The organism is Paenibacillus sp. OAE614, from assembly GCF_040546645.1.
GTDB lineage: Bacteria > Bacillota > Bacilli > Paenibacillales > Paenibacillaceae > Paenibacillus_AQ > Paenibacillus_AQ favisporus.
On sequence record NZ_JBEPOD010000001.1, the window covers coordinates 3,382,585 to 3,397,561 of the forward strand.

At 49.2% G+C, this 14,977-nt stretch carries 8 protein-coding genes; all 8 read right to left on the bottom strand.

Features of this window, described 5'->3' with window-relative positions; genetic code table 11:
* Positions 1-596: 596 nt before the first annotated feature.
* The gene (locus ABIE48_RS15545; RefSeq protein ID WP_483312689.1) at positions 597-5,156 is read right to left on the bottom strand and encodes a family 43 glycosylhydrolase; all 4,560 of its coding nucleotides are present in this window, start codon (positions 5,154-5,156) and stop codon (positions 597-599) included.
* A 325-nt stretch (positions 5,157-5,481) separates the two neighbouring features.
* On the bottom strand, positions 5,482-6,933 hold the full coding sequence (locus ABIE48_RS15550) for a sensor histidine kinase (RefSeq protein ID WP_354519224.1): 1,452 nt from the start codon (positions 6,931-6,933) through the stop codon (positions 5,482-5,484).
* A 398-nt stretch (positions 6,934-7,331) separates the two neighbouring features.
* Positions 7,332-8,774: a response regulator gene (locus tag ABIE48_RS15555; protein WP_192713998.1), complete on the bottom strand. Its 1,443-nt coding sequence runs from the start codon at positions 8,772-8,774 to the stop codon at positions 7,332-7,334.
* 106 nt (positions 8,775-8,880) lie between these two features.
* Entirely contained in the window at positions 8,881-10,482 is a 1,602-nt protein-coding gene (locus ABIE48_RS15560; protein WP_192713997.1) for an extracellular solute-binding protein, read from the bottom strand.
* An 86-nt stretch (positions 10,483-10,568) separates the two neighbouring features.
* Positions 10,569-11,465, bottom strand: coding sequence for a carbohydrate ABC transporter permease (locus tag ABIE48_RS15565; RefSeq protein ID WP_192713996.1), 897 nt, complete (start codon positions 11,463-11,465; stop codon positions 10,569-10,571).
* A complete protein-coding gene (locus ABIE48_RS15570) occupies positions 11,459-12,409 on the bottom strand; it encodes an ABC transporter permease (RefSeq protein ID WP_145018962.1) in 951 nt (316 codons plus the stop codon). Before ABIE48_RS15570 ends, ABIE48_RS15565 begins: the two co-directional genes overlap by 7 nt.
* Before the next feature lie 404 nt (positions 12,410-12,813).
* The gene (locus ABIE48_RS15575; protein WP_192713995.1) at positions 12,814-14,055 is read right to left on the bottom strand and encodes a Gfo/Idh/MocA family protein; all 1,242 of its coding nucleotides are present in this window, start codon (positions 14,053-14,055) and stop codon (positions 12,814-12,816) included.
* Between the two features lie 76 nt (positions 14,056-14,131).
* Positions 14,132-14,953, bottom strand: a complete 822-nt coding sequence (locus ABIE48_RS15580) for a sugar phosphate isomerase/epimerase family protein (RefSeq protein ID WP_145018956.1) — start codon at positions 14,951-14,953, stop codon at positions 14,132-14,134.
* Positions 14,954-14,977 lie beyond the last annotated feature (24 nt).

The following is a 14,977-nucleotide window of genomic DNA, read 5'->3' on the forward strand; positions in this document are numbered from 1 at the left end:
GATACGGCTCCTGATAAGGAAATGTTCTCCTTTGCATTTATTTGGTTACTCCGATGACTTATCCATTGGTCCGCAGGAGCATGTCGAGATGACTAGACCTTCGTTTCTAGGGGATGGATTACCTGCTGCATAGGTGGGCAACATCCCGGCAAAAAGGGCGATCATGATCATCACCGCAATCATACGACTTGAATATCTGACCACTTTAGACCACAACTCAAGATTCAATTTGTTTGCGCTTATATTTTTTCTTTCCCCTCCTTTCGCAAGAGCTTTCATTTGGGTCTTTCAATAATGCAAGAAAAATCTCCTTGCCGGGAGAATGCTTAGCGGATCTTGAGCAACATATTCGAGTCGCGATCGCTCAAGATCCGCAGTTCGGATATCGATTCTCGAATTCAAGCTGGAGCACACATCCATCCGAGACACCGGGTCGAATGGGCCCATCGAATGGGAAGAGCTGACCAAGATAAGATGAATCATATCGAAGGTTTGACCAATGTACTCACGCGCCGTTTGTTAACAAGCGTTCGAGTTTTGTCTCGGTAAAACAATCGGAGCCACACTTCCATTAATCGGATTTCTAACAAGATGCATTACTTTAGCCAAGCTATAAAGCGCGCGAGCATGATGGATACTTCAGCCCGCGAGACAACACTGGCAGGGTCCAGAAGGTTCCCTGGCTTGCCGTTCAGGATTCCCACTTCCGTAGCCCAGCTCATGGCGTCCTTTGCCCAAGCGGAAATCTCGCCGCTGTCCGCAAAGCTCTTGCCGATGCCGTCCACAGCAGGTTGATCGCCGTACCGGTAAAGGAGCGTGATCAGCTGCATACGGGTAATAGCAGCCTTCGGAACGCTGCCGTCGCTGATCCCCTCAGCCACTGCCCAGTCCTGCGCCTTGCTGTACCAATACAAGCCCCCTTCGGTCTCGGCGCCGTCCAGCCGGGCCATCACGGTGATGAGCATTGCGCGGCTCATGGATGCATTGGGGGCAAAATTCTCTTTATCTGTCCCTAGGAACAGTTCACGGCTAGCAGTAAAAGCAATCGAATCCGCAGCCCAATGGTGGTCAGGCACATCCTTAAATGTGATCTTGTTGTCTACCAGCTTCACCGTTACATCGCCCCTGACTAGGATACTCAATCCATTCTCCGTCATTACGGAGGTCCCGATGATTGTTCTGGAGCGGTCACCTCTGACCGTATAGGCTACAGTGGAGGCGGAGGCTTTCTTGACGGGAATTGTAATCCGAGCTTGTGCCACTCCTTCGGGCAGATGAACTTCGGCCGTTACTTCCCCTAGAGACGTCGTGATTGTCTCAACCTTCACACCCTGCGAATCGGTGACGACTGAACGGCTCCTTCCATCCGGCTTGCTAACGGTCTCACTTTTGCTGCCGTCTTTCTTTGTGACCACTTCGGTCAGAGTGCCACTGCGTTCCTTCGTGATGACTTTACGGTCGCCATTCGGCCAGACGGTGGTTTCCGTAACCGTTCCGGTTGCCTGGTCTGTGACGATAGTCGTTGTGCTGCCGTCCCCATTCTTAGTGATCGGGGCAGGCGTAGGCGGGGCAGTCGAACTGGCAGGCTCGTTGCCAGAATTGCTGCCGCCGCTGGTCGCATATACACCAACAGTCACAACGCAAGACGCTGTGTAACTGCCTTCTGCAGTAGTCGCCGTAATCACAGTCGTGCCAGAGGCGTGGGCACTAACAAGACCGTGCTCATCCACAGTAGCTACAACCGGGTTTGACGTGCTCCAAATCACGGTCTTATTAGATGCTTCAGAGGGTTCTATATGTGCGGTGAGCTGGACAGTAGAGGGACCATAGTTGGTATACAATTGTGCACTGGTTTGGTTCAGGCTCACACTAGTGACAGGAATCGATTGATTAAAAGCCGTAATAGTGAACTCCACATAAGGACTTGCTTTATGTGTGTCCGTTTCGCGGTATCGAACCCAGTATGTTCCGGGCGGCAGATTGGCAAGTGTATCCCCTTCTACATTTAACCAGGTGCCCCCATGATCTGAAGACCATTCCATGGAATCATTCACCCCGGTGATGCGTCCATCATTAGCGCCAGCCGCTGTTTCATCGACTTTCCCAAGACCCTCTGGCGCAGCCTTTGGTCCTCCTATGACCATAGCTGTGAAATCATCAAAATCGATGGAGGCATTGGCGTATCCGTCGATACCGAACCGTTGTCCGATCAGCTTGTCACCGCCTGTATGGCGGAAATTGTAATCCGTAGCTACCGGAACATCGTCGAGATAGACGGTGTAGGTTTTGTTATCCCAGTTGGCCACCATTTTGATTTTGTACCATGTATTGTAGGACACGTTTTGGACTGCTTTCTTGGATCCACCGTTCTGTACAATAAACTTACCGGTATCAAAAGCAGTGACCATCGAATAATTGCCGGTACCGCTGTCGTTTCTCATCATGGCTCCATTCGCGTATTGGAAGCTGCTGTTTAATCTGGCGCGATACTCGATGACGATGTGTTGATCCCCCTCCGCTTTTACCTCGCCTGTATATGGCAGGAACAGGTTTGCCTTGCCCGAGGTAGCGGTCGTGGTCAGTCGAAGAAATTTATTCCCGTCCTCTTCCTTTACCGTTGCGGTAGCTCCATTGGTCAGATCTTCGGTGGTGATACCGTAAGGGTATTTGCCTACCGTATCACCGGAGAAATCCCGGTAAGCGTTATAGACAACGCCATCCTGCACGCTGTTAAGCGAACCTAACAGAGCCTCTTCCGCCTGAGCGAGATTATCCAGTTCCCCGTCAAACTGCTCTTTGCTCAGATCCGGGTTGGAGGCCATATCCTCCGCTTTATCCACCTCGGCCACAAACGCGTCATACTTGGATTGGCTATAGTTGCCTAACCCAGTGCCTAACGGATAAGAGAAGTTCGCCAGTCTATTGCGGAGCTGATTCACAATGTCATCAAGACCCCATCCTGCAACAACTTCTACGGATACCGTGGAAGGAATATCTCGGCCATCCACCTTCAGAATGACTGGCACCTGAACCGTACCAAGAGAGCTGAAGTCCATTCCATCCGGCTTCCAGCTGACAACTTCCGCCGTTATCGACTCGCTATTGTATACAACATCCACAACGCTGGGCGGATCAGGAGTCACTCCCGAAGGAGTCTTCACTTCGGAAACCACCTGAACCGCATCTGAAGCCTCGATCACCGTCAAATGGATTGCCGTTTTGCTGCCGTTGTATTCGGCTGTAATAAGAGCTGTACCCGGTTTATCTGCATATACCGATGGGGTGACCGAGACAGTATCAATCCGGGCCACCCCGGGATCGCTGCTGGTATACTGAGCATCAGCTGTCACATTCTTCATTTCATAGTTGTTATAGCGAGCAGTTAACTGCAATGGGAGGCTTCGCTGTCCGCTGGTCAGGACACGGTCCAATCCGCTTATCTCAAGAGACTGCACCGATCTGGGCTCTGCGACTACGGTTACCGCGGCCGTTGTTATTTTTCCATTATATGTCGCGGTAATTGTCGTACTGCCCGCCCCGACAGCTTGAATCTGATCCCCTTCATCAATAATGGCTACCTTCGTGTCGGAAGAACTGAAGGTAGCTCCTGTATCAATAGCGGTATAGGTAGCGCCCGTTACCGTATACAGGGGCAAACTGCGGGTTTCGTTCAACCCCAGGGTGAATCCCGGGGATTCAAATAAAATATCCGATGTATCCAGCTTAAATAGATCCATACTGTCGATTTCGGCCAGATTGCTCCCTTTCGAGAAGCGGATGATGTTCTCGCCTTCCTTAAGGAAGACTTTCGCCGTGGAGGCTCCCCAACGATTCGGACCAGAATAGACGATGTTCAATTTGGCACCGGAGCTGCCGTTGACCGACAATAGATGGGAGGCATCCGCCGCATTGGGGGAGCCATTGGCATTGCGCGCGGACAGGTTATAGAATCCCGCCTCCGGCACATTTACTGTAAACTGGGCATAATCATTGGCGTTCTTGATACCCGCGATTTTCATCCCGCCTGATGCGGTGCTTTCCCGCAGGACAGCCGGAGAAGTTTCTCCATTCGGATCCTTCACCAGCAACGCATTTTCCGCTTCATAGCGCTTCCGCATCGGCTCGCCGGAAGGTATGGCAATCGGTATGTTCGGATCTACCGGCTCTCCCAGGTTCGGCGTATTGTCGTCATTCCAAGTGAATTTCTGTGCGTAGACTTTGCGGGTCCAGCCTGACCCCGGCCAGCGGGCAGCATGGTAAATGATCCAGTCCTCCGCACCATCAGGAGATGAGACGATACTATGATGGCCGGGGCCGTAAACACCATTGGCGCTAGAAAAGATCGGCTTATCCCGCTTTACCCAGGAGCCAGGGTTCATTAAATCGTCGCTAATCTTGGCCGTGATCAACCCGAGGGAATAACTGTCTGTCCAGCTTCCGTTGGCCGAATAGATCAGATTGATCGTGTCGCCCTTTACAGTGACCTCGGGCCCTTCATTGATCCTCCCCGGGGAAGTTTCCCAGTCATATTCAGGCGTTGAAATCAGGACCCGTTCCGAACTGATGGTCCGTGGATCGCTCATCTTTGCGATATATAAGTTTTGAAAGCTTCCGTCGGTTTCCTCCCAGCCGGACCAAATAAAATAGTGATCCTCATTTACAGTCAGAACAGTGCCGTCAATTGCCCAACGATCGGTGGAATCGGTAATCTTCCCTTTGAACTCCCAGGTTCCCGTCATCGGATTATCACTGGCGTTCTCCAGCACGTACATGCGATGGTTTGCATTGGTTCCGTCGTCGGCTGCGAAGTAGATATACCATTTGAATAGGCCATCGTTATCTCTGAGATAGTGCATTTCAGGTGCCCAAACATCGGAACTGTACATGGTACCTTTAACCGGTGTCCAGGCTAGGCTTCTCTCGCCCGCCTCAATGCCGGTAATTGTCTTCGCTCTGCGGATCATGATGCCGCTGGCATTGACAAACACATTGTAGTAGTAGCCGTCCGTATGCTTGTAAACCCAAGGGTCGGCCCCTGTCTGCATAATAACATTGTAGAAATCAGACACATCCTTTCCCTCCTGCCGGGATGCCAAATCCGCCCTCTCTGGCGTTTGCTCTGCCGCCATAGCCGCTCCGTTCCATTGCGGCAGCATCAGCAGCAATGCGAGACAAAACAGCAAATACCTGAATCTTTTCCTATCCCATAAAACCGCTTTCAACTTCATCCATCCCCCTGTCATTGATTTTTTCAGCCATGTCCTCATTCTACTTTCAGAGAAAATTTAAAAAAGGTACGATCTTAAATTGTTTTGGTAACCGTTTAAGAAAAAGTGTCTTGACCTTCGGATTATCCTTAACCTTCTCAACGTATGATGGTTATCGCCGGGAATTCAAAGAAAAAAGGACACAATCCCCAATTAAGGGTTGTGTCCTGAAGAAAAACATTTCATTGTAGTGTGTCCGGCTATCGACATAACCTTACTCTTCCGAAGGTTTGCGGTTGTTTAACAGCTTTGGAATCCTCACGGTCACTGTCGTCCCATGGCCGAACTGGCTTTCTATGGTGATCCCGTAACCCTCTCCAAACAATAGCCGGAGCCTGTTATGGATATTGGAAAGTCCGATGCTTGCAGCAGGTTGGCCATCTGGTGCAGGTTCCGGGGATGCCATGCCCAGCTTAGCCTGAAGGGAAGCCAATTGCTCCGGGTCCATTCCCTTCCCGGTATCCGTGATTTGGAAGCACACGTCCCCATGCGCGTCTATGCTCCCGGTAACTTGAAGCCGGCCCCCTTGATCCATCCGCTCAAGCCCATGATAGACCGCATTCTCCACAATGGGCTGGAGTATCATCTTGGGGGTTTGCATCTCCAGGAGTCCCTCGTCCACATCGATCTCGATGATAAATTTATTTTCATACCGGATGGCGATAATGATCATATAAGCCTGAATACAGTCCAGTTCTTCCCTTATCCGCACAAGATCATCTTTTCTTATACTGTACCGGAATATTTTGGACATGCAAGATGCAATTTGCGCGATCTCCCTGCTTCCGTATTCCAATCCGATGCTGCTGATGCAATTGAGCGTATTATAGAGAAAATGGGGGTTGATCTGGCTTTGCAGGGCAGCGAACTCCGCCTGTTTCTGACTCAGCTCAGATTCATATAATCTGGCCTGGGTATTGATCATATCTCTTGCCATCTGTTCCCTTTCATTAATTACCCGGTTAATGTCGCAGGCCAGCATGCCTACTTCATTGGTAGAACGGACTTTAATGCGGAAGCCCATGTCCCGGCTCCCCACTCTCTTCATATCCAGAACAAGTCCCATCACCGGACGCATCAGATTGTTCATAAAGAAACTGCCCATGATAAGCATGCTTAGAATCATCCCAATCCCCACGGTAATGCTGACTTTCCGTATAGGGTTCATGTCTGCAGTAAGCTCTTGCACTGGAATCATACTCACAACCCGCCACCCGTCTGCCTGCTCCAAACCCTTAACCTGGACGAGAATATCTTCCCCATCGATCGTTGTTTTGACCCCGTTAAGCAGGATGCCCTTATCCATAGACAGAACTTCCCTGAATAACGCACCTCGGGCATTGGAATTGGTGGAAGCAATCACCTCATCCCGGCTATTCAGAATGTACAAGGTAGAGTTGGGCGTTAATTCCGTATTTTCCACAAGCCCCTGCATTTTGTCCATATTGACTAAAACGGTACAGTAACCCGTAATTTGGGAGAAATAGATTCCCCCGATGGCCTCCACAATCGGCGCTATATAAAAGAACTGTTCCGTTCCTGTTCTGTCGTCTTTTAGAATCGAAGTAAACATCCCCTTGTCCCGCAGCGAAGGATCTTCCTTATACTTCTGGATAAAGGTATCGTAACGATTGAGAAAAAAAATATCTCCGCTTGCTGATGCCAAACTGTAAAGCCGTCTTCCCCGAATATCATTAATTACAATTCCGTCCACATACGAATTAAAGGATCTCATATATTCCATGAGATCCAATGCATTTGGACCGCTGTTAAACGCCCTTTGGTAATCATCATCCACTACAGAAAATTCCTGAACCCGTCTGCTATTGACCGCAATGCTGGTGCTGACCCTGATATCACTAAATGCAGAATCAATTTTGCGGCGTGTTTGTTCTATCATCTGGTTACTGTAATGGGCGGCTCTCTTCTGGGTTAAATTAGAGAAACTATAATAATAATAAAATTCCATGACAGTAAATATGATGATTGAGAAAAAAAAGATAAGCCATATCTGATGCTTCAATTTCAGTTTACTGATCTTCATGGCCCGCCGCTCCGTTCATATCAACTTTTTCTGAATTTGGTAGGGGTCATCCCGCAATGCTTCTTAAACACTTTATTGAAATAATAATAATCGACATACCCGGCCTGAATGGCCACTTCTTCAATGGATAGATCCGTTCGCTTCAGGAGCTCACGGGCTTTCTTGATTCTCAGCTCCGACACATATTCTGAGAAGGTTTTGCCCAGATTTTTTCTGAATAATTGGCAGCAATACACCTGGTTAATGAAGAATTGGGCAGATAAATCCTTCAAATACAATTTCTGCTCAAAATGATGGTTGATATAATGGATCATCCTGTTGAAGCAGGACTGGATGTCCCCTTCCTGCACAGAGCGGCTGTTTCCTATCCTGATGGAGTCGAGAACCTCATGTAAAAAGCTGCATAGCGACTCAAAGTGTTCAAATCGTTCCTTGATCTCGGAATAATTCAGGAATTCCAGTTCCATATCCTTCAATTCCTCAGAATATGCTTTGATAAGGATCCCGACGGCTTGATTCCACAGGTAGACAACCTCAGACATGCCAAGATGATGATCCCTGAAATATGCCTGCAGCCCTTTAATGTACGCATCCACATCGTCAAATTGATTTCCCTGTAGGATGTGGTGGATTTCATCGATACATGGCTTCACCAGATGAAGCTTCGGCTCGTAGTGAACGACGCCCCCAGCTTCTTCAAGAAAAACCTGGGAAGCGGACAGGTCTGCTTCTTTAATGAGCTTGCTCATATGCTTTAGTTGATTAGAGATGCTGCTGACGCCCATAACATGGATGCCCGTCTTATTCAGAACCCACTTATCCAAATGTCCTTCCAGACAAGCCCTATGCTCCGTCATCAGGACAACAAGCATTTTTCGGGCTCCGGCTTCAACTTCCACAACATGAACAGGCTTTCCCTCCAAAGAAAGCAGGTTTCTAATATTTTTATTTTCTCCCTCGAAATAGATGGTCAACACCTGATAATAGTACACAGCTGCATCATCGGGAAGCGGTAGGAAGCTCTTGATCTCGTCCTCATTCGCCGAGGTCAGTGCATCCAGAAGGAGTTGGTTGCGTGCTGTGCTTCTTCGGGAGAAGTGCATGGCCAGCTTCGCAATGAAGGGGTCAGCCTTATCGATATCCAAAGGTTTCAGGAAATAATCCAGCGCGCCATAGCGCAGCGCTTCCTGGGCATATTCAAATTCCGCATATCCGCTTACGATGACAAACTCAATGTCCAGCCCTTCTACTTTGGCCCTCTTCATCAGATCCAGTCCAGATATCTCTGGCATACGGATATCCGTAAATACCAAATCGGGTTCATTCGCTTTTATGGCATCCCATGCCTTGTAAGCGCTTTTAAATTGTCCGATAATTTCAAATCCATATTTATCCCAATCGAAGGCGTTGCGGATTCCTTTAATTGCCCACGGCTCATCATCTACAATCATGACCTTGTACATGGGTATCCTCCTGAACATATGGATTCTCCCGAATAATAGCAAAATTAATCGGGAACAGCAACGAAAAAAGGATAAACCACAGACTGGTTTATCCTTATGCCATGGATTACTTGCTCTGTGCTTTGACATCTCTATAATTCTTTATATTCTCATCCTGAACAGCCTGACCGCCAGCGTCCATATATTCTTTCACCAGCTTGTCATACAAGGCGTCGAACTCTGCCGGCTTGGCAACGACCAGCCTGTCACTCATCTGCTTGTTCATGTCACCCAACGTTTTGCCGTACTTGATACTAGCTTCGTTCGAGACGCCGTAATAGAAGCCTGTATAACCATCCGTCGTATTGATCTTGTATGAATCGACAGCCAGTTTTTCATAGTTCTGATCTCCGGCTGCTAAGGCTGCTGCGTACGTTCGCACATTCTTTTCGGTATCGCCCAGCTCTGCACCGTTTACAATTAGAGTATAATCCATATTCAGATTGCTCGTTTGCATATTTTCGCCGGTTTGCGCAATCCCTTGCGGGATGCCGTTTACAAGCTTATGGTTGACGCCTTCTTCACCAAACTGAAGGAAGAACATCACCTCCGGATCAGCCATCCAGTTCAGATACTTTATGGCCAGCTCCGCATTCTTGCTGCTTTTCGGGATGAAGGAGAAAATCCCGTTTTCATTGTACATCTCTTTCAGGTATTTCCCCTCTTCGTTTTTGAAGGTATCTACAGCAACATAGTTGGCATCAGGTGCATTTTGCTTCAGTGGTTCACGAATTTTTTGTGAAAGTGGATAATCCCAGTTGGCAGCGTAGAAGCCTACCTTGCCATTGGTCACATCGGCATCCGCTTGTTTGGTTGTTTTATCCAGCGCAAAGTCGGGGCTGATCAGCTTTTCATTGTACAGTTTGTTCAGCCATTTATAAGCATCCTTGGTGCCGGGCTTCAGCCAATTGGTGGTGGTAACGAATTCCTCCTCCGACATCGGACCCCAGAACGAAGGAATCAGGTTGCCAAAGGTGTAGTTCATGCCGGAAGCCGCTGTAGCCCACGGAATGACACCATCCACATTACCCGGGTTCTTGTCACGGAAAGCAACGAGGGTATTATATAATTCATCCCGATTCGTTGGAACAGGCATTCCCAGCTTATCCAGCCAATCCTTGCGGATAAACATGCCGTTCCAAGCAATCAGAGTCCGCTTGCCTGGGATCGAGATTTGTTTGCCCTCATATTTCCCGTAGGAAAGAACTTTCTCGCCCAGATAAGACTTTAATTGCTGGCCGTGCTTCTCCAACAATTCATCCAGTGTATAGAGGCCACCGCTTTTTGCGAAACGAGTTACGGTATTCCCGTCATAAGTGAAGGAAATATCAGGAGCCTCGTTGGCTGCCATCAACACATTCAGCTTGTCGACTTCTTGGGAACGGGGGACAGGAACAAATTTTACAATGGCGTTATTAGGCTTCCCGAATTTTTCATTGACATATTTGGTCCACGTGTTGTTGTTCAAGTCCGGTTGTCCCTGAATACCTCTATCAAACACTTCCACTGTCAAGGTAACTGGGGAACCGGAGCCCGTTTCCGATGTGTTGGACCCTTTTGATACCGTCTCCCCATTGTTATTGCCTGCGCCACCACAGCCTGCTACTCCTACGGTTAGAAGCACTGTGCTAAATAGAATTGCTGCTTTCTTCTTTATGCCCTTATACACTTTAACCACCCTTTCGTTCTTGTGATTGATTCTCTTAAATCATCCGCGAGGCCGGGATCCCCCCTTCATCATAATCTGTTTCCCCATCATCCCTTGATAGCCCCAGTCATCACACCATCCACGAAATACTTCTGCAGTTTAGGATAGATCAGCAAAATCGGAATCGTTGTAAACATGACACTGGCCGCTTTCAAAGACTCAGGGACAATATAGGAGCCGACACTTCCTTCTCCTCCTTGTTGGCTATCCAACTGCTGATTGGCCGAAATGATCTGGTATAGCTTCATCTGCATAGGGTACAGCTCTTTTTTCGTAATATAGAACAGCGCATCCTGGAATCCATTCCATCTGTCCACCGCATAGAAAAGGCTTAATGTGGCGATCGATGGCAACGAAAGGGGGAGCACGATCTTGAGGAGAATGCCCAGATCCGAACACCCGTCAATGGCTGCCGATTCTTCCAGGCTCTCCGGAAGATTGCTGAAGAAGGTTTTCAGGATGATCATATTAAACACGCTCATGGCACCCGGCAAAACCAGGCTCCAAACCGAATTCATCATGCCCAGGTTTTTAACCAGAATATATGAGGGAATTAAACCGCCGCTGAAATACATGGTGAAGACCAACGCCGTCAAAATAAAGTTTCTTCCCTTCAGCCGCTTCTTCGTTAACGGATACGCTGCACATATGGTCAGGAACATGCATACCAAAGTGTAAAATATCGTAAGCACAATACTGTATCCAAGCGTATAAAGCATATCCATATCGCTCAATATGGTTTTGTACGTTTCTGCTGTGAAGTCTACTGGCCACAGTCCTACCTTTTGAGAAATAATCGCTTCGTTGGAACTGAAAGAAAGCGCAATCATGTACAGAAACGGTACGATACATGTGAAGGACAATGCCACGATAAATACAATGATGGCAATATCCGCTACAGTCATTTTTTTCATCTTGCCCCTATTGCTCGCCACCCTCACCATATCCCATCCTCGCCTAATTTTTTCGCAACAAAGTTTGCAGATAACAGCAGGATCAGGCCGACCACGGATTGGAACAATCCTACCGCCGTTGCCTGGGAGAAATCACCCGAACTAATACCAACTCTATACACGAAAGTACTGATAACATCAGAGTAATCGCTAACCAGTGAATTTCCCATCACAAAGGGACGGTCAAATCCGATAGTAACCATTCTGCCTATTTGGAGAATCAGCAAAATATTGATGGTTGATTTAATGCCAGGCAGTGTAATATGCCACATTTTGCGAAGCCTGCTGCAGCCATCAATATCGGAGGCCTCATACAACTCCCTATTGATTCCGGTAATGGCCGCCAAATAAATGATGGTGCCCCATCCGATATTTTGCCATACGCCAACGGCAATATAAGTAATCAGCCAAGGTGTTTTCCGCGACAGAAACTCAATCTTCTCCAAACCAAAGCTCGACAGGAAATTGTTGATCATGCCGCCGTTAGAAAACATCAGATAGACCATACCGCCAATAATAACCCAGGACAAAAAGTGGGGCAGATACAACACGGTCTGGGTCATTTTCTTGAATTTTGCTTGTCTTACTTCATTGAGCAAAATAGCCAGGAGAATGGGCGCTGGAAAACCCGCGATCAAGTCCAGAACATTCAGGACCAGCGTATTCTTCAATGCACGGTAGAAGCTGTCCTGCTCAAAAATAAACCGGAACACGTCCAGTCCTACCCATTCGCTCCCTCTAATTCCTTCAAAAATGTTGTAATCTTGGAATGCCATCACAAGGCCATAGATGGGTGCATACTTGAAAATCAGGATATACGCCATAGGCAACAGCAAAAGAAAATATAACAGACCGTCTCTTTTGATGTAGTACAGAAAGTTATTTTTCCTTTTTGTTGCGCCGTACTTTCGGGAGCTGTCTAAAACCGCTTTCATTTTTCCCATCCCTCCGACTGTAATAAGGAGCTCTCATGTTTATCATTTTACCTTCAGGATTAAATAAAAAAATGTACTTCCTTAAATCAATTTGGTAATAACTTAAAAAGGTAGTTGTATGTAAACTGTAGAGTGAGGAATTAGTCAGGTAAACAAAATAAAGAACCAGAGACCATTTGGTCCTGATTCATTAAATAGGTAGCATGCCTACAAAAATATATAAAATGAATTTTTAATACATGTAACATGGTCGGCTTCCCCTTGCAACAAGAAACCCCATCTTTAACTGTTTTGGAATCCAAAAAACAGTGGAAAGTGGGGTTGCCTCGGAAAAATATTGATTTATGGTTTATCTTTAGATTAAACCTCGACATTGTAAAAAGAAGAGCCCTGAAGGAACGCCTCTAATTGGTCGGTCTACCGTTATTTGTGTGCATATTGGCAGGCAGCTCGAATCGGCTGTAGCCCTCCATCCGGAACAGCCGGGTCGGCGTCGCCCAAGGAAGCGGATATTCACTGTACAGTTGCCGCTTCGCTGCCGCGTCTCTCATCTTTTCGGACAAGCTGGGCAGCAAGCGCAACGTGGAATCTCCATCCTCCCGCTCGGTCACGAATCGGCCGGGAATGGCACGAACGGCGCGAGCCGACTCATAGGCGCCGTTGGATACCAGCACGAAGCTTCGGCTTGCCTTGAGCGGCGAGAAGAGTGGTTTCCCTGGGGTTTCAATCGCTTCCATTAGGTTCAGATACATGCTGCACATCAAATCGGTCGGACCAAACGCCAAATCCTCTTCGGCGTCCTGTGCGCGAATTGTCAGCTTGTTCTGGTAATTCCAATGCGCTTCCCCTCGCGTTCCGTACACGGCAATCGAAGGCACTTCGCTGACTTCATGACAAAGCATGGCGTAAAAATGAACGATCACACCGTTAGCCATAACGGCGCGAATACAGGAGACATCGTCCCCCTCGATGTCATTGACGTGGTAAAGCTCGGCCTGCACCGATTCCGGGTACAAGTCTGCGGCGTCTCCTCCGGCCGCCAGCAAGCTATGGTGCAGCAAGTGGGCGAACGGATTGTTGAACGTCCCGTCCAGCACATACTGGCCGTCGCTGACCAGTTTGCCAGCCCAGCGGGTTCGATCGTAGTAAGAGCGAAGCCGTTTCCACATGCCAATGCCGACCACTTGCTCCACCTGCCCGAGCACACCGGAGCCGATCCTTTCCAGCAGCGTTCGGAACGCCTGGCCCGACGTATTCTGGAAGTTCACCTGGCACAAGCGCCCGGTCTCCAGCTGCACCGCGACCATCTCGTCCAAGTCCTGGATCGTTACCGCCGGGGGCTTCTCCACCAGCACGTGAAAGCCCATCCGCATCACCTGGATGCACATCGGCTTGTGGGAGGAGATCGGCGTGACGATTACGACGAAATCGATATCTGGATGCTGCGTGAGCATCTGCACGTAATCCATATAATGGACGGCCCCAAGCGCGGTCAGCTTGTCGTAAGACTCCCGATGAGCGCCGACATTCGGCTCCGCAAAAGCAGCAACCTGCAGGCTACCCTCTTCGACCAGCTTCTGCATGACTTTCACATGTTCAGCGCCGAATCCCCCGATCCCGATCAGCGCGGTGCGACAAATCTTCACGTTCCTTCCCTCCAAAGCTATGCCTTGACGAGCCGGGAACGATTCTCCCGGCCCGCCAAAGCTGCAAATTTATAATTCATACATGCTGCAAATAACGTTCCTTGATGAGCGTGAGCGCCTCATCTCCCGGCATATCCCATACCTGCCGGTTGAAGATTTCCACCTCGATCGCCCCCACGTAACCGGACGCTTCAACGGCATGACGCATCCGGCGCAACTCGATAAAGCCGTCCCCAATCATCCCTCTGCCCATCAGCAGGTCGGGTACCGGCACGATCCAATCGGAGACGTGGAAGCCGAGTATACGCCCCCTGGCCCGCTCAATTTGCGCGTATAGCTCGGGGTCCCACCAGACGTGGAACGCATCGACGACGACGCCGACGTCTTGCGGGTCGTGCTGCTCCGCGAGCGTGTTGGCTTGCGCCAGCGTATTGATGACGGAGCGTTCAGCGGCGTACATCGGGTGCAAAGGCTCGATGCCGAGCTTGACTCCGTGCGAGCGGGCGAACGGCACAAGTTCCGCGATCGCTTCTTCGACCGTCTTGCGGGCGAAATCGATATCCCGGTCTGGCGCCGGTCCGCAAACGAGCACGAGCACATCGGTGCCGAGCTCGGCCGCTTCCTCGACAGCGCGGCGATTGTCGTCCATCCGCTCTTTGCGCGCAGGCGCGGTGGCCGCCGGAAAATAACCCCCACGGCACAGGCTGGAGACGCGCAGGCCCGCGTCCCGCACAAGCCGCTTGCTCTCGGCCAGGCCGGTCTCAGCCACTTTATGCCGCCACAGCGCGATCCAAGGCACTTCGGCTCGAACGCATGCTTCTACGGCCTCACGCATATTCAGCCGATCGGTCGTAATCTGGTTCAAGCTGAGTCTGTCTATGGAACGAAGCGGTTCCATACTGATCCCTCCTTGATTTCAAAC

Coding starts and splice junctions, on each gene's coding strand:
- ABIE48_RS15580 (WP_145018956.1), bottom strand. CDS start 14,953: ATGGAACCGCTTCGTTCCATAGACAGACTCAGCTTGAACCAGATTACG.
- ABIE48_RS15545 (WP_483312689.1), bottom strand. CDS start 5,156: ATGCTGCCGCAATGGAACGGAGCGGCTATGGCGGCAGAGCAAACGCCA.
- ABIE48_RS15570 (WP_145018962.1), bottom strand. CDS start 12,409: ATGAAAGCGGTTTTAGACAGCTCCCGAAAGTACGGCGCAACAAAAAGG.
- ABIE48_RS15565 (WP_192713996.1), bottom strand. CDS start 11,465: ATGGTGAGGGTGGCGAGCAATAGGGGCAAGATGAAAAAAATGACTGTA.
- ABIE48_RS15555 (WP_192713998.1), bottom strand. CDS start 8,774: ATGTACAAGGTCATGATTGTAGATGATGAGCCGTGGGCAATTAAAGGA.